This is a genomic window from Vibrio sp. V04_P4A5T148, assembly GCF_963875605.1.
Lineage (GTDB): Bacteria > Pseudomonadota > Gammaproteobacteria > Enterobacterales > Vibrionaceae > Vibrio > Vibrio anguillarum.
Genome location: NZ_CAWNMS010000036.1, coordinates 140,268 through 160,527 on the forward strand (window position 1 = coordinate 140,268; position 20,260 = coordinate 160,527).

20 protein-coding genes and 1 tRNA gene are annotated in these 20,260 nt (G+C 46.4%); 5 read left to right on the top strand and 16 right to left on the bottom strand.

The features are described 5' to 3' along the window. Window positions 1–89: 89 nt before the first annotated feature. From AACT18_RS07640 to AACT18_RS07650, 3 genes are all read right to left on the bottom strand, one after another. Window positions 90–449 carry a BCCT family transporter gene (locus AACT18_RS07640; RefSeq protein ID WP_254920008.1) on the bottom strand — a complete coding sequence of 120 codons (360 nt, stop codon included), beginning with the start codon at window positions 447–449 and terminating at the stop codon, window positions 90–92. Further along, on the bottom strand, window positions 436–1,335 hold the full coding sequence (locus AACT18_RS07645) for a homocysteine S-methyltransferase family protein (protein ID WP_094125702.1): 900 nt from the start codon (window positions 1,333–1,335) through the stop codon (window positions 436–438). Before AACT18_RS07645 ends, AACT18_RS07640 begins: the two co-directional genes overlap by 14 nt. A 214-nt stretch (window positions 1,336–1,549) precedes the next feature. Then, window positions 1,550–2,881, bottom strand: a complete 1,332-nt coding sequence (locus AACT18_RS07650; RefSeq protein WP_176428351.1) for a ferredoxin reductase family protein — start codon at window positions 2,879–2,881, stop codon at window positions 1,550–1,552. Between the two features lie 332 nt (window positions 2,882–3,213). Between AACT18_RS07650 and AACT18_RS07655 the strand changes: the two genes are divergently transcribed. Beyond that, window positions 3,214–3,615, top strand: coding sequence for a VF530 family protein (locus AACT18_RS07655; RefSeq protein ID WP_094125704.1), 402 nt, complete (start codon window positions 3,214–3,216; stop codon window positions 3,613–3,615). Between the two features lie 128 nt (window positions 3,616–3,743). On the opposite strand, the gene AACT18_RS07660 is transcribed toward AACT18_RS07655, so the two are convergent. Together AACT18_RS07660 and AACT18_RS07665 are read right to left on the bottom strand one after the other, a co-directional pair. Next, the gene (locus AACT18_RS07660; protein ID WP_094125705.1) at window positions 3,744–4,850 is read right to left on the bottom strand and encodes a M23 family metallopeptidase; all 1,107 of its coding nucleotides are present in this window, start codon (window positions 4,848–4,850) and stop codon (window positions 3,744–3,746) included. A 233-nt stretch (window positions 4,851–5,083) separates the two neighbouring features. Then, a tRNA-Arg gene (locus tag AACT18_RS07665) sits at window positions 5,084–5,160 on the bottom strand. 201 nt (window positions 5,161–5,361) lie between these two features. On the opposite strand from AACT18_RS07665, the gene folD reads away from it, so the two are divergent. Further along, complete coding sequence (gene folD, locus AACT18_RS07670; protein WP_010317168.1) at window positions 5,362–6,222, top strand: bifunctional methylenetetrahydrofolate dehydrogenase/methenyltetrahydrofolate cyclohydrolase FolD; 861 nt, start codon at window positions 5,362–5,364, stop codon at window positions 6,220–6,222. A gap of 103 nt (window positions 6,223–6,325) precedes the next feature. On the opposite strand, the gene AACT18_RS07675 is transcribed toward folD, so the two are convergent. From AACT18_RS07675 to AACT18_RS07695, 5 genes are all read right to left on the bottom strand, one after another. Further along, entirely contained in the window at window positions 6,326–8,866 is a 2,541-nt protein-coding gene (locus AACT18_RS07675) for an Ig-like domain-containing protein (RefSeq protein ID WP_094125706.1), read from the bottom strand. A 378-nt stretch (window positions 8,867–9,244) separates the two neighbouring features. Continuing rightward, window positions 9,245–10,450, bottom strand: a complete 1,206-nt coding sequence (locus AACT18_RS07680) for a NupC/NupG family nucleoside CNT transporter (RefSeq protein ID WP_013857209.1) — start codon at window positions 10,448–10,450, stop codon at window positions 9,245–9,247. A 218-nt stretch (window positions 10,451–10,668) separates the two neighbouring features. Beyond that, window positions 10,669–11,616 carry a LysR family transcriptional regulator gene (locus AACT18_RS07685; protein WP_094125707.1) on the bottom strand — a complete coding sequence of 316 codons (948 nt, stop codon included), beginning with the start codon at window positions 11,614–11,616 and terminating at the stop codon, window positions 10,669–10,671. A gap of 61 nt (window positions 11,617–11,677) precedes the next feature. Continuing rightward, on the bottom strand, window positions 11,678–12,646 hold the full coding sequence (locus tag AACT18_RS07690; RefSeq protein ID WP_094125708.1) for a lytic murein transglycosylase: 969 nt from the start codon (window positions 12,644–12,646) through the stop codon (window positions 11,678–11,680). 23 nt (window positions 12,647–12,669) lie between these two features. Next, complete coding sequence (locus tag AACT18_RS07695; protein ID WP_094125709.1) at window positions 12,670–12,951, bottom strand: YcgL domain-containing protein; 282 nt, start codon at window positions 12,949–12,951, stop codon at window positions 12,670–12,672. Window positions 12,952–13,150: 199 nt separating this feature from the next. On the opposite strand from AACT18_RS07695, the gene minC reads away from it, so the two are divergent. Genes minC through minE form a run of 3 tightly spaced genes read left to right on the top strand, consistent with a single transcriptional unit; the run spans window position 13,151 to window position 14,916 of the window. Continuing rightward, entirely contained in the window at window positions 13,151–13,813 is a 663-nt protein-coding gene (minC, locus tag AACT18_RS07700) for a septum site-determining protein MinC (protein ID WP_094125710.1), read from the top strand. A 19-nt stretch (window positions 13,814–13,832) separates the two neighbouring features. After that, window positions 13,833–14,645: a septum site-determining protein MinD gene (gene minD, locus AACT18_RS07705; RefSeq protein ID WP_013857214.1), complete on the top strand. Its 813-nt coding sequence runs from the start codon at window positions 13,833–13,835 to the stop codon at window positions 14,643–14,645. Between the two features lie 4 nt (window positions 14,646–14,649). Continuing rightward, window positions 14,650–14,916: a cell division topological specificity factor MinE gene (minE, locus tag AACT18_RS07710; protein WP_010317176.1), complete on the top strand. Its 267-nt coding sequence runs from the start codon at window positions 14,650–14,652 to the stop codon at window positions 14,914–14,916. Between the two features lie 46 nt (window positions 14,917–14,962). Here the strand turns inward: minE and rnd are convergent, their stop codons facing one another. The 6 genes from rnd to tnpA all read right to left on the bottom strand — a co-directional run. Then, entirely contained in the window at window positions 14,963–16,078 is a 1,116-nt protein-coding gene (gene rnd, locus AACT18_RS07715; protein WP_094125711.1) for a ribonuclease D, read from the bottom strand. Between the two features lie 97 nt (window positions 16,079–16,175). Continuing rightward, window positions 16,176–17,870, bottom strand: a complete 1,695-nt coding sequence (fadD, locus tag AACT18_RS07720) for a long-chain-fatty-acid--CoA ligase FadD (RefSeq protein ID WP_026028639.1) — start codon at window positions 17,868–17,870, stop codon at window positions 16,176–16,178. A gap of 102 nt (window positions 17,871–17,972) precedes the next feature. Further along, window positions 17,973–18,827: an alpha/beta fold hydrolase gene (locus AACT18_RS07725; protein ID WP_094125712.1), complete on the bottom strand. Its 855-nt coding sequence runs from the start codon at window positions 18,825–18,827 to the stop codon at window positions 17,973–17,975. Window positions 18,828–18,829: 2 nt separating this feature from the next. Further along, window positions 18,830–19,393 (bottom strand): Slp family lipoprotein, encoded by a 564-nt coding sequence (locus AACT18_RS07730; protein WP_094125713.1) that lies wholly within the window; start codon window positions 19,391–19,393, stop codon window positions 18,830–18,832. Window positions 19,394–19,408: 15 nt separating this feature from the next. Then, window positions 19,409–19,714, bottom strand: coding sequence for a chromosome partitioning protein ParA (locus AACT18_RS07735; protein WP_161439640.1), 306 nt, complete (start codon window positions 19,712–19,714; stop codon window positions 19,409–19,411). Between the two features lie 119 nt (window positions 19,715–19,833). After that, a partial coding sequence (tnpA, locus tag AACT18_RS07740; RefSeq protein ID WP_094143321.1) for an IS200/IS605 family transposase occupies window positions 19,834–20,260 on the bottom strand: 427 nt, incomplete at its 5' end.

The following is a 20,260-nucleotide window of genomic DNA, read 5'->3' on the forward strand; positions in this document are numbered from 1 at the left end:
AAATCGATGAAAAGCAGTAAACCCCCCAGCCTGTAATCCCCAAATAAAAAAAAAATTAGTTAGCGCCCAATGCCGCAGCAGATTAACTTTTAGGCTCGAAAAATAACGGCGGTGTTTGTAAAGTAATACATCGCCTCACCTATCCCCCAGTAGATGAGTGACCCCCCGACGCCAGCGATAAAAATCATCCCGCCGTAAGAAAAATTACTGTATTCGGTTTTTTCTTCACCTAAACGAATGCGGCCGTATTTCGAACACGCCAGCCACAGTAAAAAAACCACTAACGCCAAACTTGCCATCTGTACTAACCAGCCAAACCAGTGGCTCACCCAGCCCATAGCTTGCGCCGCCATCGCTTGAGAGGTGGCTGGATAAAGCGCAGATACCGTTAACAAAACAAGCACTAACGCAATCGCAGGAAAAGCCAATCCATAATTAAGATTTTTCAAAACTGCGCCTCCATTCATAAAGTGCTTGAATATGGCGAGGGGTGATGCCGCAACATCCGCCGATCACGGTTGCACCGAGGGCATACCACTGCTTGGCAAATGCGAGATAATCTTCTGCACTAAACTCACGCATGGCTTGTACGGTTTGGTTAGCGGCGTGATCCGATTTAATCGGCGTAAAACTGTTTGCATAAACGCCGATTTCAATCTTTTGCGCTCGGCCTTCCAACACCATTTTCGCCTGTTGAATGGCATCAGCCATCACCTCAGGTATTGAGCAGTTAAAGAAAATACCCGCCCCACCCGCAGAATAGATTTGTTCTGCGGCTTCAGACACTGACTGCCCAGAACGCAATTGTGCGATATTAGAGTCATCTTTCAGAGTCAGTGCGTAATAGCAAGGCTTGGTTGATGAGGCAAACACCGATTGGATCATGCTCAACTCTTCTAAACTGGCAATCGTCTCCGCTAACCAGACGTCCACATAAGGATCTTGTGCTTGATACAAAGTGAGTGAAATCGCTCGTGCGACTTCGGCTTGAAAGAGATCAGGCCGATAGCTTCCCATAGCCGGTGGCATAGAACCCGCCACTAAAATCGGACGTTCTGACTGTTGTGCTACTTCCGCAGCAATCTGCGCGGCTAAGTTCGCTAACCTTGCACCATCGGTTTGATATAGTGACTCGCCCAAGTGAAAAGGGACACACGCATAGCTATTCACCGTGATGATGTCGGCACCGCTATCAATAAATCCTTGGTGAGCTAAACGAACATGTTGTGGAGATTCAATCAGCGCTTGCGCGCTCCAAAGTGGCTGAGAAAAAGGAGCGCCAATTCTTTTTAATTCACGCCCCATGCCACCATCAAGAAGGGTTAATTTGCTCATAATATCGTATCCATAATGCTTTATTGGTCAGTGCCATTGAAGCATACCGTGAGCAAGATCATAGTGAATAACATTGAAGTGCAATATGAATTTTATTCAAGTAAGTGACTTGATTTATCTATTCTTTTTCGCAAGGTCACTATCTGTTGTTCATGCTGTCATTCGTGCTGTAATTCTTAGAAAACATGGGGCTTGGCCATTTCACAACAAATACTCAACGCATCATAAACAACTCTTCATGGAACTGAGTTTCAACGTCTACATGGTAAGGCTTCAACGCCTGTTTTAAAGTCCGTGAAAACGCAACAGGGCCACAAAAGAAAAACTCAAAACCACTTAAATCACCACACTGGCGAGCAATAGTCTCGGCAGACAAATGCGGCGCAATGCTTGAATCAATCACTGTGAGGGAGACACCTGCACGCAATGCTTTCTGCTTAAGCTCATCACACAGGGCTTGCTCTGCATGATGGCAGCAGAAGAACAGATAAGTAGCCGGATGCGCTTTTACCGTGTGTAAATAATCTAACCCAGCCATAAATGGAGCGATGCCGACACCGCCACCAATCCAGACTTGTGGCCTATCACTATAAAACTCAAATCGTCCATATGGACCTTCGACCTCAATCGGCTCACCCACGGTAATTCTCTTATAAAGGCCTGTGGTAAAATCGCCGAGCTCTTTGATCAAAAATCGCAGCTCATTAGCCTCATTGTACGAAGCAATAGTAAACGGATGTGGCTCTTCGCCAACAAAACTCAAATAGGCAAACTGCCCTGCTTTATGCCCGGGCCAAGGTTTCTCCATCTTAATTCTTAAATCTAACGTTTGGCTCGCTGCGCAGTAGTGGCATGCGCTAACCTTCGCTGAATAACGTGCATTTCGGCCCACAAATCCAAGCAAACTGTAGACTGCTGCCGCGGAGCCAAGCGCAATAAACATCAACACTAACCAATAAATCGGCCAGCCCCAATACGCCTTTTTCAACAATAATACCGAATGCCCAGCCAGCAAAAGGTACACCACCGCCATCAAACGGTGCGATAAGCGAAACGGTTTGTATTTAATGGTTAGCCACAGTGATACACCCACCAGCAGCAATAATGAGTAGAACCCCCATTCGCCAATGGCTAACCCAATCGGGCGCATCTCTTTTACCCAAAGCGCAAAACCCGACAAGTTCCCCTGTGGGCCAGAGCCATTGAGCCGATTAGGTTTAGTCAGGAGCTCAAGTGCGATCATCCATTTCGGTATCTGGTAACAAAGCCAGTGAAATAAACCAAGCAACGTGGCCGAAATGCCCAGCCATTTGTGTATCCGATAGCCTTTATCGATTCCTTGTGTCCACTGCTCAACAAGGGGCAAACGAAGCGCCAGCACCATAGCCAATGACATCGCCACAATGGCCAAAATGCCCGACCACTGGATAAAAGCCGATCTCCACTTGAAGAGGTTTTCAGACACCAAAAGCGTTGGCTCGGCTTGCATCCATAATACCGAGACAACCACTATCACAATCAATACCGTTTTGCTTACTCTGCTCATCACAATAACCACTTAAATAGAAAGGTTATCTAAGAGTAACAAGCACAACGTAAAGTAGATGAAGTAACAAGTAAATCTGTGTAAAGACGGCAATCCAAGCTCTTTAAGCGCTATATCCTTTTTATTGAACGCAGAAAAATCTGACCAATCAAACAACGCTGATCTTCCGCACGATAATCTTAGGGAGGGTCACTGAATTCTGTTAGAATGCGGCCCCTTCAACTAGCGTGTTAAGAGATGATCATTCGTGATGCCACGTTGTTTGAATAAAAAACCAACGAAAACCATACACCCCTGCTGGCCTCGGTTAGTGAACTACTTAGGAACTCGTTATGATGACTGAAGAAGAAAGAATTGAATTACAAAGAAATAACCCATTACACGGTCTTAAGTTAGAAACATTACTGCAAGAACTAGTGGATTTTTACGGTTGGGATATTCTCGATACGGCAATGCGTTTTAACTGCTTCCATACCAACCCATCGGTTGCCAGCAGCGTGAAATATCTCAATAAAACCGATTGGGCGAGAGAGAAAGTAGAAAACTTCTACCTATATCGCTTTAAACGTATGCCACGCGCTTCAGCTGAAGAATATGATCTGCCACCGCGCGCGCGCACTTTCCCACATGGCCTCAAACCTAAAGAGCCAATGGAGCTGACGGTTGATTCCATTTTAAACTCACAGGCTAAAGCGGCTTCTGCCCATAAAGAGCGTTCCGCACGTAACCGTTAGTTTCGTCGTTAAAGAACGATAAGTCAGTGATCGGCTCACGACACAACAAATCGGTTGAGCACAAAATGAATGTTGGTGTAAGAGAACCTTGCACCAACATTTTCCATCACAACATTTCAGCGTGAACCTTAATTATAAATAGGTTGCCATAAGCAGACTTTCTGCTGCTTACGTTGGTCATACAGCCATGTATATTGGCAATGATTATCGTAACTATATCGCCCAGTCTGAACCTTATATGGCCCAAAACTCACACCTTGTAAAGATTGAAAACGCCCTTGATAAAGCAATGAGAAGTGCAAGTGAGGGCCGGTGGACGATCCACCTTCACACAAAGCAATGGAACGCTGGTTAGCATAAACACCCAACTTACTGTCTTTCGTCACCCACTGATTATTCGCGACTTGGATTCCGTCCATATGGTAATAGTTCGTCGCCCAACCGTTTGGATGCGTCACGCGCAGTTGGCACCGAGACATCACCGACACGTAGCCATCATGCGCGGCCGTTACACTGTAAGTTGGCGCGCCCCAAGCTGGCCAATCGTAAGAAACGTCGATTGAAGAAAGCGGAAAACCTGAGCCACTGTGCGCATGCGTACCGTTAGGTATCCACTGATACCCTTTGCGCCATGGCCACTGCATAAACCCCTCACTAGGCGAAACAATGAGGTTTCCCATACGCATAGGAGCTGGTGTGTTTTGTGGTTCGCTGAAAGCACCAAACCAAAGCTCATATTGCGATTTCCATAATGCCCAATCATCCACCCGATTCAATTGCTGCATGACCGCTAACGTCGCAGCATTGTATTGAAGAGCCGATGAACGTTCTTGATAGTGATAGAAACGCTGAGACAGTTGATTCGCAATATCTTTGATCTGCCGTTGTCTATCGTCCAAGCTTTGCTCCGAAGCACTCTCTTGTTCTAATAACGCTAAAGTGGTCAATAACACTCGAGGATCAACCCCCGTTGCCCCAGCCCAATGGCTAACTGACTCGACAAGCTCAAGCCAATTTGGCTGATGGGTACCAATAAAATCTTCAATATTGAAAGGACGTTGATGAGGTCGAAAAACAAACTCATCATCGCTAATCAGAGAAAATGGCAGTTGACTCTCTGCAAGCTGCGCTTCGTTAAGCCGTGGAGTATCGACATCAGGATACAACTGATGGCTTACCACCATTGGGCTAAAACAGATAAACCATGTCACTAAAGAAGATTTGGTTAGATTCATTACGCACCCTCCATATGAATTAAATTTCACATAGAGTGTGGCACAAAATATTCGTGGGATAGCTAAGAAGGTGCGTTTTGCGAGGCCAGTAGGAGCAAGATGTAATAAGATGAAAGCGATGAAATTATCAACACTCTGCACAAAAGTACCATCGGAGTAAAAAACCGAACGGATGAACATGAAAAACAAAAGCCTCGACAACTTTTTGAGTTATCGGGGCTTTCTTGAATAAATGGCGCGCCCTGTAGGATTCGAACCTACGACCACATCCTTAGAAGGGACGTGCTCTATCCAGCTGAGCTAAGGGCGCGCTACAGGGACAGGATTATACGAGTTGAACTCCGTAAATCAATCGCTTTCTCTAACATTCTGTTTCAAATGCCTAAAAAACTGCCATTCGCTAACCATGTGACGAAAAACAGAACAAAGCAAACGTTTGCTTATAGATGTTACTTTAAATATCTGCGACAATGCGCCCAAAAATATTTGCGACCAATGTGTAAGGAAAGCCATGACTGCTCAAAATATTGATGGGACACTCATCTCCCAGACGGTTCGCTCTGAAGTAGCGGCGCGGGTAAAAGCTCGCACTCAAGTGGGTCTTCGAGCTCCGGGGCTAGCGGTGGTGCTGGTGGGAGAAGATCCTGCGTCACAAGTGTATGTCGGCAGCAAACGTCGTGCTTGTGAAGAGGTGGGTTTTGTTTCTAAATCCTATGATCTTCCGGCCACTGCAGGTGAAGAGGAACTACTGGCGTTAATCGATAAGCTCAATGCCGACCCTGAAATTGACGGCATTTTAGTGCAACTGCCCTTACCTGCTGGGATTGACACAACCCATGTGCTTGAACGCATTGTTCCTGAAAAAGATGTCGATGGTTTTCACCCTTACAATGTGGGCCGTTTAGCCCAACGCATTCCTAAACTGCGCTCTTGCACGCCCAAAGGGATCATCACTTTGCTTGAGCGCTATAACGTTCAACTGCGTGGTAAGCATGCGGTGATTGTGGGCGCATCCAATATTGTCGGCCGACCAATGACATTAGAGCTGCTACTGGCTGGTTGCACCACAACCACATGCCATCGCTTCACTAAAGATTTAGAGCACCATGTTCGCCAAGCTGATTTGTTGGTGGTGGCCGTTGGTAAACCCAATTTTATTCCCGGTGCATGGATTAAAGAAGGTGCCGTGGTGATTGATGTGGGCATCAACCGCTTGGAGTCAGGCAAACTGATTGGCGATGTCGAGTACGATGTAGCGCGCACCAAAGCAAGCTTGATCACCCCTGTTCCGGGTGGTGTCGGGCCAATGACGGTGGCCAGTTTGATTGAAAACACCCTGTTGGCGTGCGAGCAATTTCACCCCAATAACTGATCTTGTTATTGATTATTGCTAGTGGTTATTGATAGCTATGATCAGCGAGCCAAAGAACCCCAGCACTGCGCTGGGGTTCTTGCGTTATAAACCAACTTAGCCTTTATTGGGCATTATTCATTTGCATCAGTTTGTTGCCTATTGGCGTAGAGAAATTGTAGCCATCGTGTTCGTCCCAGTTAATAGACCATGTCATCACACCACCGTAGTTAGGGTAGTTGAAACTCGGTTTCACCGTCGCGCAAGAGGTTCCCTTGGTTAAGCAGTCCAACGCATCAAGAATGTTTTGCGTGGGCGCTTGCCCAGAGTTGGCAGAGCTCGGGCCAGAAGGCAAACCGATTGCAACTTGATCGTCACGCAGTGGTTCAAAGCGTGAACCATCGGCCAAATCAAACCCTTCTAACAGCATTTTTGATTGAGCGACCATCATATCCACCGAACCTTCAGGTGCTGCACCCGGTAGATAAGGGTTTGGTAACCCACCGTTGTTATAGAGCTGGACATGAAGTAGATCGAGTGTGTCACGAACCTCATTGATGATAGGAATATACGCACCCCAAATGCCGCTATAAGCCACCATTCCTCCTTGAACATAAGGGTGTTCTGGTGCCATGGTCAGGTACATATCACCGCCGATGTTGGCTTCAATTTGCTTTAATGCCCGGCCCAAGCGCGCTTGAATTTGCGAGCCATGCATTAAGTTAGAACCACTTTCTAAATCAACATCCAAACCATCAAAACCCCACTCTTTGATCAACGCCGTCAAACTATCAACAAAGTGCGCTTCATCACTGTAAGTATTGAGCGTAATGTTGCCTTCAGCGCCACCAAGTGACAAAACAAAAACTTTGCCTTTGGCTTGCAAAGCCGCCATATCTTGCTTGAACTGGGTAGCATCTAAGGCGGGACAGCTACTATGCGCATCGCCTGCGAAAAGATTGAAATGCACGGTTCCATTACTGTTGCGGTCATTATCGGCAAATGCAATATCGATCACATCCCACGCATCAGACATATCAGCGAGACGCATTGGGCAGCCAGCAGCATTGACAAAATTATGCCAGTAACCGATCAATTTGTGCTTTTTCTGTGTCTGTTCAACCACCTTCACGGCAGCTGCGTCTGACAATACACTACTGCCTGCATCATAAGCTTGCGCAGCCACTGTGTATTCGCCGATAGCCGTAGGTGTCCAAGTGTAGGCATAAGGCGCACTGGTATCAGTTGCGACCACCGCTCCATTCACTAAGAAATCGACTTTAGAAACAGCACCAGTGAGTGACGTCGCATTGGCAGCAATATTGACTGGTTTACCTAAACCGACGGTTTGCCCTGACGTTGGCGATGTTAACGACACCACTAACGCTTGATCGCTTACTGAAACGTTAATCTGACTTTCAGCGCTATTATTGTCATTATCGGTTGCGATGGCTTTGAGTGTGGTACTTCCGACCTTGCTCGCAACCCACTCAACCGAATAAGGCGCTTGGTTTACTACGCCAAGGCTCGTGCCATCAACAAGAAATTCCACTTGTACTACACTGCCATCGGCATCATTAGCTTGTGCGCTGAGCAGGATGGTAGAACCAGCCAGAATCACTTCATTGTCAGCAGGGCTCGTCAATGAAACGGTAGGTGGCGTGGCGCACGCGCCCATTCCTGTCCACGCTTCTTGCCAATAACTTCCTTTGCCCGGCTCATAGGCCCACGCTGAGCTAGAAGAGCACCAACCTGCGATATCACAACGGAACTTTTGATTATTGTTTTGCACCAGTTCGCCCACTGCGTAACTGCTACCCGCCACATAGGTTGCTAAACCTGCACAACCACCACTTGAGCCTCCAGATACAACTAAGGCGACCTCTTGGCTATGAGTCGTTTGGTTATCATTATCCGTCGCTTTGGCTTTAAAGGTGTGAGAGCCTGAGACAGCAGTCCAATCGTGGGCATAAGGTTCTGAAGTATCTGAAGCGACGAGTTGTCCATCCACATAAAAATCAACTTGCGTGACGGTTCCATCCGAATCGGTGGCATTAGCGCTTAGAGTCAATGAGTCACCAGCCGCTAGCTGCTCAGCACCTGTTGGGCTGGTTAAGGAGATGGAAGGAGGCACTAAACCACCAACAGGCGTAACCGAGATGGTTGACGCGGTTGACGTAGTCGCACCCTGATTATCAGTGGCAATTGCAGTCACTTGGGTTGCGCCTAAAGCGGCAGTCCAATCGGTTTGGAAAGGCGCTTGTGTGATGACGGCGATCGACACGCCATCAATCAAAAATTCAACCTGTGCCACGCTACCATCGCTATCAGACGCCGTGGCTTGCAGCGTGATTAAGCTGCCTTGTGGGATTTGTGCATTATTGGCAGGAGAAACGAGATTTAGCGTGGGTGGAACATTGCCACCACCGCTGTCACACTGCCCGAGTGATAGCCAAAATGCCCAAGGGCCGTTATTGCTTGCAGGATCATTTCCCTGCGTCCAATAGTTAGCTTGATAGGCTGCGTTAGATTGCGTCACTTTATCGCCGGACGTATAAATGGCGGCCGTATCCCAAGAGCCCAAGCCATCACAGTTATAGGCTTGAGCTTGGTAGCTTATCCCTAACGTTGTAATAATGGCGGCTCTGAGTAGATAAGAACTCATTGTTCTCTCCTTTGCTTATGAATAATTAACCCGTTCCCAAGTAACTTGACGTGGTGGCCTGCAATACGTGAGATAAAGACAAGGCAACATCAAGTAGGCAGGGTATATAACTAATAAGCTAGAGGACGAGAATTGCACTCTAAATAACTGATAATTTTAATTATCTCAGCTCAAAATCACGGCATGATTTTAACATCAACACCGCTTGCAAATCTTTTTCGGCGGACTTCACGAACTCACCTAATCACACGTCGTTGAGAAATTGATATGGTCAATATTATTTTGGTGAGGTGGATGGATAAAAATGCCGGCTCTATTAGCCGGCATCGAAGATACAAAATGTATGGTGGGTTCTCGTAACCAATAGAAACGCTACGTTTATAGCGACAAAATAACCCCAGCAAGTGCAGCACTCATCAAGTTAGCCAGCACGCCAGCGCTGATCGCTCGAAAACCATATTGAGAGATGAAGCTGCGACGCTCTGGCACCAAACTGCCCAAACCACCGATCAATACTGCCATGGTCGAAATATTGGCAAAGCCGCACAGAGCAAAAGTTACAATCGCTTGAGAATGTTCACTGAGCGAATCTTTTACGTCCATCAATTGGATAAAAGCGACAAACTCGTTCACGACAATTTTATTACCAATCAGTGAGCCTGCCGTCATCGCTTCGCTCCATGGAATGCCCACCAGCCACGCAACTGGAGCAAATAGGTAGCCTAAAATCAATTCAAAACTAAGGGTTAAACCAAACAGACCACCCACCCAGCCCAATAGGCCGTTGAGTAGCGCAATCACACTGATAAAGGCCAGTAACGTTGCCCCAACCGCAACCGCGATACGAAGCCCAGACATTGCACCATCAGCCACGGCTTCAACCACATTGGTTGCTTTTGGTATCTCAACCTCTTCGTTGGCCACCTGCTGACTTTGCGCTTCGGTTTCCGGCACCAAAATTTTCGCCATCAACAAACCGGCTGGAGCTGACATAAATGCCGCCGCAATAAGATAGTTAAGGTTAACGCCCAGTGAGGCATAGCCAACTAACGTTCCGCCCGCAACCGAGGCTAAGCCACACGTCATCACCGCAAAAAATTGCGAATCACTCATGTGCTTTAAATAAGGCTTAACGACTAACGGCGCTTCAATCATGCCGACAAAAATGTTCGCCGTGGCTGACAGTGACTCTGCACGCCCCGTACCCAATAATTTTTGCAAACCACCGCCAATCAAATTAATTACTTTAGGCATCAAACCAATGTGGTACAAACCGGAGATCAAAGCGGAGAAGAAAATGATGATGCCAAGCACATTAATCGCAAACACAAAACCAACGCTACCATTGGCTAAACCCCCAAAGAGAAAGCCAATTCCCTCTTGCCCATAATTGATCAAATTCGACACCGCACCCGTGACACTGTTGAGCACTTCTTTCCCCATAGGGACATACAGAACCAATAGTGCAAAGCCTACTTGCAATAAAAAAGCGAGCGACACGGTTCTAAGTTGGATGTTTTTTCTATTGGTAGAAAGTAGCCAAGCCGTAAATAAGATGGCGACGACGCCAAGTAATGAGTTCATTTGCTGTCAATCCAGATAACGGGGATAGGAAAGGCGCGCATTCTATCGTGCGAAAACGAATGCGCAAGTCGCAAATGTTACAGAGGTGTGCTTAAAAATAGCAGCCTTAAGCCTCTTGTTTCAAGCTGTTGATTTGTAACAAGCTAAACGATTGCCTAGGCTTATCTTTTCCATATAGAAAAGATGTTTCTGAGTTTGGAAATAATAAACCGTGCTCATTACACTTTTGTCAAACGGATGTAAGGCTCTAACTGAGTATCCCAGTAGCAAGGTGTACCGATTAAAGCCTTGATAAATTCAATCACGGCTGAGGTTTTCTTCGGCATATGTTGTCGGCTCGGGTAAACCGCATAAAAAGGCATGTTTTGATTTGCGTGCCAATCTGGCAACAACTGGATCAGTTTACCGGTTCGAAATTCATCTCGAATTAAATAAGTCGCCAAGTAAGCAACACCCCACCCAGCCACGGCGGCGTCACGGACGGCTTCGGCTAAATCCACCGAATAGTTACCCGACACATTGATGTTGACCTTTTGCTCTGGATTGGCAAACGACCAACTGGTGTAATCTCGCTCCCAACTACGGTAGATAAGACAGTTGTGACCTAACAGATCACTGGGTGTCTGAGGGGGTGAATGGTTTAATAAGTATTCTGGTGACGCCGCCAGCACAAATTGGCAATCGGCGAGACGTTGCGCCACGTACCCTTCCGGCAAATGTTCGTTGTTGGTCACCCACAAATCAAGCCCTTCTTCGAGCATATCGACTCGATAATCGAACAAATGCACTTCCACTTGCAGTTTTGGATAACGCTGACGAAGCGCCTCCAGTGCTGGCAAAATGTGCAAAGAACCAAACGACTGTGAAAGACCAAGCTTAATCAGCCCAGACACCTCATCACGCTGGCTTTCCATTTCAGACTGCGCAGCATCCATCAACCCAACGACCGCAATACAATGGCGATAAAAAGCCTCTCCAGCCTCGGTTTTGGTGAAGCTGCGAGTGGTTCGCTGAACGAGCTTCACCCCGAGCGAGGCTTCCAGTAAGGCCAACTGCTTACTAACATGCGATACTGATACGCCTAAGCTTTTGGCCGCAGCGGTAAAGCCTTGATGTTTGATTAACGCAGCAAATATCACCATTTGCCCTGCACGTTCAACTAGCACACACTCTCCAGAAATAGCAAAGGGCTCATGATGAGCCCTTTGCGTTCAATTAAGGTTCAAATCAATAGGTAATTCTATCCGCCAAATGGCTCACAGCGAGGGCGAAATAATATGAACGGTTCCACTTCATCAACACATTATAGTTGTTGTATACCAAGTAAACGCGGCCATTTTCATCATCTGGCATGATAAGCCAAGCCTGAACGTTGTCTAAATTAGGCAGTGGTTTACCTTCGTAACGGGTAATACCAAGCTTGCTCCACTCTCGCAGTGACTTCCCTTTTTCGGGCTGTCGCCCTTCTAAAGTGCGGTCAAACCCATGCGGAACTTTAACTTGACGGCCCCAAGTGTATTTATCATCCCATCCCGATTGGCTGAGATAATTGGCCGTCGACGCGAATACATCTTCCTTTGAGCGCCAAATGTCTTTTTTGCCATCGCCGTTACCATCGGAAGCGAACGCCAAAAACGAACTCGGCATAAACTGGCATTGTCCCATCGCGCCAGCCCATGAACCTTTCATCTCATCAGCTTGGATATGACCTTGCTGTAGAATTTGCAACGCGGCCATCGTCTCCTTGCGGAAAAACTCTTCTCGGCGACCGTCATAAGCCATAGTCGTCAGTGCATCAATAACACTAAAACCGCCGGTCAACGCACCAAAATTACTTTCTACGCCCCACAAAGCCACGATAAAGCGCGGCTGTACACCATATTGTTCGCCAATGCGGCTAAGCTCTGCATAGTGCTTTTCATACAGCGCCTTTGCTTGGTTCACTTTCCATTCTGGAACCGCGCGTGGGATATATTCATCCAGCGTCAGTTTCTTTTCTGGTTGATTGCGATCGGCCGTCACAGCACGTGGCTTGTACTCCACATTTTTAAACGCATCGATTAAAATTTGCTCTGAAATGCCTTCATTTCGTGCTTGCTGCTTCAAGCCTTCAACATAGTGTTCAAAACTAACCTCATTCGCCATCAATGGCGTGGAGAGGCTTAATCCCAATACGACTGACAATAACTTTCTCAAATCGTCCTCCTTGAGCTGAAAACTTAGCTATCTTTTTGCTGAGCCTTTTGCTGCTTATATTGTTCTAATAAATTTTGTGGCGGTGGCGGTAACTGTAGGAAAAAGCCCTCATTATCTAGAGACTCTTTTACTTTTTCAATGTTCACTTGGGCAAGTGTACGCCCTTCCAGTTTCACTACCATGACTAAAGTAGGTTTACCGAACATCGCCATTAATGTGTCAGGAACCTGTGAAAAGTCATCCTTTTTGGGGATATAGAGATAGGTACCTTCTTTTTTAGAGCTTTTGTAGATAGAGCAAAGCATGACAAACCTTTTATTGTAATAAACTGGCTTTTCGAGCCAATTAAGTTAGAAACGTTAAACTTTTACCAAATTTGAGATTAAAACAAACATTTGACCGCAAGATAACTTGCTGAGCTAAGTCAGGGAATATAACATGACAACCCTAGTTTCAGGCAACGCCCTTTCTAGTGAAGCCATTAGTTATTGAGGTCAATATAAGATGTCGAATACTCCTGACCTAAAAGGTAGCAGTTTTACTTTGTCAGTGTTACACCTTTGCGACAGTGAAGTTGCCAATACCGTTGAGTTTCTCAAGGAAAAAGTCGCCCAAGCTCCTGCTTTTTTTGCCTCTGCACCTGTGGTGATCAATATTGCTAAAGTGATTGGCGATATTGATTTTTCGATACTTAAACAAGGCATCACTGAAGCGGGAATGATCCCGGTCGGTGTGACAGGTTGCCGTGATAAACGCAGCCAAAACTTAGCCTCAGAAGCTGGCTTTGCCGTGATGGCAGCAAGCAAGTCGCCTTCTCAAGCTCCCGCTCAAATAGCGCCAACCAAGGTGATTCGCACGCCCATTCGCTCTGGCCAGCAAGTGTATGCCAAAGATAGCGATTTAGTGATCCTCAATCACGTCAGCGCGGGGGCCGAAGTGATCGCCGATGGTTCAATTCACATTCATGGTTCACTGCGCGGAAGGGCCATTGCCGGTGCCAGCGGCCAAACGGAAGCAAAAATTATTTGTCACGATTTACAAGCAGAGCTGGTCTCCATTGCTGGAAATTATTGGCTTAGCGATCAAATTGAAAGTGAGTTTTGGCAGAAGAAAGTGATGCTCAGCATGGTTGATGATTCACTGCATTTTGAAACGCTCACGATTTAAAATTAACAAGGAAAACATAATGGCACGCATTATTGTTGTAACGTCAGGAAAAGGCGGCGTTGGTAAAACAACCTCAAGCGCAGCAATTGCTTCTGGCTTGGCTTTAAAAGGTAAAAAGACAGCGGTCATCGATTTTGATATCGGTCTGCGTAACCTTGACTTAATCATGGGTTGTGAGCGCCGCGTGGTGTACGACTTTGTCAACGTCATCAACGGTGAGGCGACACTTAACCAAGCGATGATCAAAGATAAACGCACCGAAAACTTATTTATTCTGCCTGCCTCACAAACCCGTGATAAAGATGCGCTCACCAAAGAGGGCGTAAAGCGCGTTTTGGATGAACTCGATACGATGGGCTTTGATTTCGTCATTTGCGACTCACCAGCAGGTATTGAACAAGGCGCGTTGATGGCTTTGTACTTTGCTGATGAAGCGATTGTAACGACGAACCCTGAAGTCTCTTCCGTGCGCGACTCGGACCGCATTTTAGGGATTTTGGATTCCAAATCAATGCGCTCAGAGCAAGGGTTAGAGCCTGTTAAACAGCACCTTTTATTGACCCGTTATAACCCTACTCGCGTGACACAAGGTGAAATGTTGAGCGTGGAAGATGTTGAAGAGATTTTACATATCTCTTTACTTGGCGTGATCCCAGAAAGCCAAGCGGTGCTTAATGCCTCCAACAAAGGTGTTCCGGTTATTTTTGACGATCAATCAGACGCAGGCCAAGCTTATGCTGACGCTGTCGAGCGCTTATTAGGGCAAGAAGTCGAGTTTCGTTTTCTAACGGAGCAGAAAAAGGGCATCTTTAAACGACTTTTCGGGGGTTAATATTATGTCTCTACTTGAGTTTTTCCGACCACAAAAGAAAACGACCTCAGCAAGCCTTGCCAAAGAGCGTTTGCAAATTATCGTCGCCGAACGTCGTAGTGAAAATGACCCTGCACCGACCTATTTGCCTCAATTGAAAGAAGACATTCTCAAGGTGATCGCCAAATACGTCGCGGTTGACCCTTCGATGGTTGAAGTCTCTTTTGAGCACAAAGATGATGATATCTCTGTGCTGGAATTGAACGTGAAACTGCCAGACGAAGAAAAGTAATCCTTATGATAAAAGAGCCTGCAAAATTGCAGGCTCTTTCTCTTTACTAAACCAATTTGTTGAGCCGTTCACCGAGAATAGGTAAGCGCCAGCTCTGCATCACATCCGGCAATTGCGCTGGATCTCTCTCTTTCTTCCACACCCAACTCAATAGCTGGTTGAGCTGTTTTTTAGAGGCTAAAAATTCAGTCGCTAAACCCGTGGTTTGAGACACTGATTTGACTTCATCTTTCAACCGTTTAAACAACTGTTTATAGCCGGGATAGTCCATCAAAGGGTCGATTTTAGGTGGGTATTGATCAGCCGGAGTCTGCTGGCCCGCTTTCACCAATGCAATGATTTTGGCACTGTGACGTTGAATCGATCTCGGATCGGCCCCTTCATCAATCATACGGCTTGCACTCGTCAATCCCAAACGAGCGATAGTCAGCAAATCTGTCTCTTTGACCACAAAATTGAGCGCCAAATCACGGCGTACCGCCTCTTCGTAGCGCCAAGTAGCTAAGGGTTTGAGAATCGCTAATTCTTGCGGTGTTAGTTGCCATGCCCCTTTGATATCCAAATAGGCCAAATCGGGATTAGTCTGTTTAATGCGTTTGACGCTCAATAGTTCAGATTCTTGCTGCGCCGCTTGCCACCAGCCCGCCTGCGTCACTTTATCGAGTAATTTCTCGTAAATCGGCAGCAAATAAAACACATCGGCGGCAGCGTAATCCAACTGCTTTTGCGATAAAGGCCTTGCTAACCAATCAGTACGCGATTCACTTTTATCAATTTCAATCCCTAAGAATTCATTGACCAATGCGGCAAATCCGGTAGACAGTCCATGGCCGAGAAAGGCTGCCATTACTTGTGTATCGACCATTGGAAACGGTGTGCAGCCAAATGCATTATGAAACACTTCGAGATCTTCACCACACGCATGCAGCACTTTGAGCACGGAGGTGTCTTGCAGTAGCTCGACAAAAGGGGCCATGTCATCAAAGGCAAGTGGGTCGATTAAAGAGAGGTTTTCACCATCATAAAGCTGGATCAATCCGAGCTGTGGGTAAAAGGTACGCACTCGGACAAACTCGGTATCGAGCATCACCACATCGGCATCTCGCGCGGCAAGGCATACACGTTGTAGGTCGTTAGGCTGGGTAATTATTTGGTAGTTCACTAATGGCTCACTTTGGGCAACCCTACTAGAGGGGACATAAAAATGCCGACGGTTTGAGTCGGCATTCTAGCACTATTTTTTCATACTGACTTGATGCTTAGGCACGTTTTGTTTGTTCAATTGCCGCATCATTTTCTTCACGAAGTACGCGGCGTAAAATTTTACCCACATTACTCTTTGGTAAATCTTCCCTAAACTCAATCAACTTAGGCACTTTATAGCCAGTCAAATGTTTACGGCAATGGGCAATAATTTCATCTTTGGTTAAGCTCGGATCACGCTTAACCACATAAATCTTGACGATTTCACCAGACACTTCATGAGGCTGGCCGATAGCGGCCACTTCTAATACTTTGCCATGCAGTGCAACCACATCTTCAATCTCATTAGGATAGACGTTGAATCCAGAGACTAAAATCATGTCTTTCTTGCGATCGACAATATAGACCATTCCTTGCTCATCAAACTTGACGATATCGCCTGTAGAGAGCCAACCATCGGCATCAATCACTTCTTTCGTCGCTTCCGGTCTTTGCCAATAACCTTGCATCACTTGTGGGCCACGCACTTGCAACTCACCGACTTGATCATAAGCCAACACTTTGCCTTCATCATCAACGATACGCACTTCGGTTGAAGGTACGGGTAAACCAATTGCTCCCGAATAATCACTTAAATCATAAGGATTACCTGTCACCAGTGGTGCACATTCAGTCAAACCGTAACCTTCAAGCAGGTGGATACCCGTCACTTTTTTCCACTGATCGGCCACCGCGCGCTGTACCGCCATGCCACCACCAACAGAAAGCTTAAGATTTTTGAAATCAAGTTCATGGAAATCTTCGTTGTTGACCAACGCATTAAACAGCGTATTCACCCCCGTAATGGCAGTAAATGGGTACTTTTGCAGCTCTTTGACAAAGCCTGGAATATCGCGAGGATTAGTAATCAATAGGTTACGCCCACCCATTTCGACGAACAGTAAACAGTTTACGGTCAGTGCAAATACGTGATAAAGCGGTAATGCCGTCACAACCAGTTCGCGGCCTTCGGCCAATACTGGACCATATGCTCCTTTTGCTTGGAGCACATTCGCAATCATGTTGCGGTGGGTCAGAATTGCCCCTTTTGCCACACCGGTTGTACCACCGGTATATTGTAAAAATGCAATGTCGTCGCCAGACATAAAAGGCTTCACATACTGTAAACGGCGACCTTTGTGCAACGCCTTACGCATGGAAATGGCACCTGGTAAGTCATATTTTGGCACCATCCCTTTCACATATTTCACAACGAAATCAACCAACGTCCCTTTTGCTCTAGGTAACATCTGTCCAAGGCTGGTCAATACCACATGTTTTACCGAGGTATTTTCAACAATTTGCTCTAAGGTATTGGCAAAATTCGAGACGATGACGATCGCCTTTGCATCGGCGTCATTCAGTTGATGTTCAAGCTCTCGCGGGGTGTACAACGGGTTAACATTCACCGCAATCAACCCGGCTCGTAATACGCCAAATAACGCGACCGGATACTGCAATAGGTTAGGCATCATTAAGGCGACACGATCACCTTTTTTCAGCTTTAGCTCATTTTGCAAATAGGCGGCAAATGCTCGGCTGCGCTCTTCCAGTTTACGAAAAGTCATGACCGAACCCATATTCATAAAGGCTGGTTGATCGGCATATTTATGAACCGATTGCTCAAACATTTCGACCAAAGAGAGGTACTGATCAGGGTTGATGAATTCAGGTACGTCAGTTGGATAGCGTGAAAGCCAAGGTTTCTCCACGGTAATACTCCTCGTTATTGGCGGCTGCTCTACGGCGATATTTTTATGTGCGCTATTACAGCACAGCCAAAGCGCTTGAGCACGAAACACTCAAACACTTGTTTAAATTTTGTTAACTAAGCCAAAAATTAGTTCGGCGACTTGCGAAGGTTGCTCAAGATGGCAATGATGACCACCAGAAATAGTGAACATCTCTTGCCGATCATCGGCGAAATAGCCTCGAGCGGCTCGTAACTCAGAAAAACCGTGTGTACCGAGAATCACACGTTGTGGGCATTGGATGTGCGCCATTATGTGCTGAGCATGCTCATACGACATGCGATACAAGGAATCGCTGTTTAACTGTGGGTCATGACGCCAATACCACTCGTTATTGCGCCGCTCAACCCCTCGAATAACGATGGGTTGGATCAAGGCTGCTTCTAACTGGTTGACTTCGGCTCGGCGAGCAACAGCGTATTCTAAATTCGGTAACCTACGACGAGGCTTACGCCGAATCCGCTGGCGACTGAGTACGCCATTACGCAGCCTGGCCACACCCTCTAGTGGCGATTCAGCCAATGGAGCCATTCCTTCGATTTGAACTAATCCTGCGACTTGCTCAGGAAAGGCGGCACTATAGCAACTTGCGATTAAAGCACCAAGGGAATGCCCTACGATCACTAACCTGTTTGGTGATAAGTTGAGCAAAAATGAGTAAATATCATCAATATAGTCATGAAATGGGTAAAAATAACCGTCGGCTTTATGGCTTGAAAGGCCATGTCCCGGTAAATCGATTGCGCAAAGGTGTAACTGTGGATTAAGGTGACTTAACGCTTTGATAACGGTAAGAAAACTGGATGAATTATCTAACCAACCATGCAAAAAAACGACCGATAAGTCGGCCGTTTGTGCGTTTCCCAACTCTTGAGTCGCAATCATTCCTTGCGCAAGAGAGTACTGCTTTTGTTGCATCGCTATTTCACTTCTTGTACCACGCGCCCTTCACGAGCACCAATGTACATTTGACGACAATATAAGCTGTGGCAAGGGTACATATAAGTACCGAGATCATTCACGACCACTCTTTCTTCAACTCGCCACAAATGTAGCCCTTTTACGGCCATGGTTGGGAAAGTGTATTCAAACTCACCCACTTTGGCTTTTTCTGGAGCAAGGCTGGTTCCCACTAGCGTCACCAAACGATCTTTCGCATAAGCCACTGGGTCAACAAACCCGTCAACATAGCCAACAAAACGCCCTTGCGGTTCGCGGTCGATATCCGGTCGGCCTGATGAGCTAATCGGCAAATTGACTATTTCAATCCGTGTTTTATCCGCCAAATTAGTCACACTGGCGATGACGCCGCCCAGCCGGACTTCATCTTGTTCATTGGCTGGCGTATTGACCCAAGTGGCGTAATCGGTGATCACGGCCTCACTACTGGCACGAAGATCATCCGGTAAACTTGAGCATGCACTAAGCAACAATGTGGACGATAACAGCAGTAGCGTTTTAGAAGTGGAAAAAGATCGCATCATAATGACCTTGTTGGATTAGATGTAGATATCGACTCCAAGCAGTTGAGCAAGTTCCTCTTTTTTTGCTTGGTTCATCACGTCCATGTACTCTTCCATCGCCTTTCTTGATCGACCTTCAGGAAGATCGTATTCCAGATTAGCCCGATGAATCTCTGATGGATCGACATGACGAATTGAATGAGAAACAGCATTCGCCACCTTAGTAGGTTGGCCTACTCCGGCTTTGGCATCGCCTTTCTTTACCCCATTGTTCTTATTTGCGCGATTAGCCCTATTGCTACCGGGCACTATCGCAGGAGGTAAACCGTTAATTGAAACCATACTGTTCCTATTCAAAAAAGTATCCACCGGCATAGCCGGTGGTTTTTCATATGCGCCTATAAGGCTTTCCTACTGGCAGCGCCCTAGCAGGCGCATAGTGATCTGACATTTGCATATGACTATTTCCTGCGGCCCGTAAACGGGCTACCTGAGTACGGGAGCGATAATTGCTCTCCCATTTTATCCTGCTCTAGTTGGTGCTTTATGTAACTTTGTATCTTCTCGGTATTTTTTCCTACCGTATCTACATAATACCCTCGACACCAAAATTCTCGATTCCTGTACTTGAACTTCAAATCTCCAAATCGCTCATATAGCATCAGGCTACTTTTTCCTTTCAAATACCCCATAAATGATGAAACACTCATCTTCGGTGGTATTTCTAAAAGCATATGAATATGATCTACGCAGCACTCCGCTTCAATAATATTCACACTTTTCCATTCACATAGTTTTCTAAGTATCTCGCCTACTGCCCTTCGTTTCTCACCATAGAACACCTGCCTTCGGTACTTAGGTGCAAAAACTACATGATATTTACAATTC

Coding starts and splice junctions, on each gene's coding strand:
- AACT18_RS07645 (WP_094125702.1), bottom strand. CDS start 1,335: ATGAGCAAATTAACCCTTCTTGATGGTGGCATGGGGCGTGAATTAAAA.
- AACT18_RS07650 (WP_176428351.1), bottom strand. CDS start 2,881: ATGAGCAGAGTAAGCAAAACGGTATTGATTGTGATAGTGGTTGTCTCG.
- AACT18_RS07655 (WP_094125704.1), top strand. CDS start 3,214: ATGATGACTGAAGAAGAAAGAATTGAATTACAAAGAAATAACCCATTA.
- AACT18_RS07660 (WP_094125705.1), bottom strand. CDS start 4,850: ATGAATCTAACCAAATCTTCTTTAGTGACATGGTTTATCTGTTTTAGC.
- folD (WP_010317168.1), top strand. CDS start 5,362: ATGACTGCTCAAAATATTGATGGGACACTCATCTCCCAGACGGTTCGC.
- AACT18_RS07675 (WP_094125706.1), bottom strand. CDS start 8,866: ATGAGTTCTTATCTACTCAGAGCCGCCATTATTACAACGTTAGGGATA.
- AACT18_RS07680 (WP_013857209.1), bottom strand. CDS start 10,450: ATGAACTCATTACTTGGCGTCGTCGCCATCTTATTTACGGCTTGGCTA.
- AACT18_RS07695 (WP_094125709.1), bottom strand. CDS start 12,951: ATGCTTTGCTCTATCTACAAAAGCTCTAAAAAAGAAGGTACCTATCTC.
- minC (WP_094125710.1), top strand. CDS start 13,151: ATGTCGAATACTCCTGACCTAAAAGGTAGCAGTTTTACTTTGTCAGTG.
- minD (WP_013857214.1), top strand. CDS start 13,833: ATGGCACGCATTATTGTTGTAACGTCAGGAAAAGGCGGCGTTGGTAAA.
- minE (WP_010317176.1), top strand. CDS start 14,650: ATGTCTCTACTTGAGTTTTTCCGACCACAAAAGAAAACGACCTCAGCA.
- AACT18_RS07725 (WP_094125712.1), bottom strand. CDS start 18,827: ATGCAACAAAAGCAGTACTCTCTTGCGCAAGGAATGATTGCGACTCAA.
- AACT18_RS07730 (WP_094125713.1), bottom strand. CDS start 19,393: ATGATGCGATCTTTTTCCACTTCTAAAACGCTACTGCTGTTATCGTCC.
- AACT18_RS07735 (WP_161439640.1), bottom strand. CDS start 19,714: ATGGTTTCAATTAACGGTTTACCTCCTGCGATAGTGCCCGGTAGCAAT.